The organism is Ancylomarina longa (assembly GCF_003996985.1).
In the GTDB taxonomy this organism is placed as follows: domain Bacteria; phylum Bacteroidota; class Bacteroidia; order Bacteroidales; family Marinifilaceae; genus Ancylomarina_A; species Ancylomarina_A longa.
In genome coordinates, this window is the sequence record NZ_RJJX01000287.1 from 1 (window position 1) to 384 (window position 384).

Annotated in this window: 2 protein-coding genes; both read left to right on the forward strand. The window is 49.7% G+C overall.

The features are described 5' to 3' along the window. Nucleotides 1–26: 26 nt before the first annotated feature. Nucleotides 27–185 carry a TraR/DksA family transcriptional regulator gene (locus tag DLK05_RS17210; protein ID WP_229041931.1) on the forward strand — a complete coding sequence of 53 codons (159 nt, stop codon included), beginning with the start codon at nucleotides 27–29 and terminating at the stop codon, nucleotides 183–185. Next, on the forward strand, nucleotides 182–384 hold a 203-nt coding region (locus DLK05_RS17215), incomplete at its 3' end, for an ead/Ea22-like family protein (RefSeq protein WP_148114143.1). The genes DLK05_RS17210 and DLK05_RS17215, both read left to right, overlap by 4 nt.

Below are 384 nucleotides of genomic sequence, written 5' to 3' on the forward strand. Positions count from 1 at the left end.
AATTACAGCGCAACACAGCAATAAAAATGCGCCGCCTGAACCACCAGGCTATATCTGCCACTCATTGTTGTGAGTGTGGCGATCCGATAGATGAACGAAGACGCCTGGTCGTTCAGGGTTGTCGGACTTGTGCAAGTTGCCAGGAGGATCTGGAACTTATCAGTAAACAGAGAGGTTCGAAGTGAGCGAAATTAACTCTCAGGCACTGCGTGAAGCGGCAGAGCAGGCAATGCATGACGACTGGGGATTTGACGCAGACCTTTTCCATGAATTGGTAACACCATCGATTGTGCTGGAACTGCTGGATGAACGGGAAAGAAACCAGCAATACATCAAACGCCGCGACCAGGAGAACGAGGATATTGCGCTAACAGTAGGGAAACT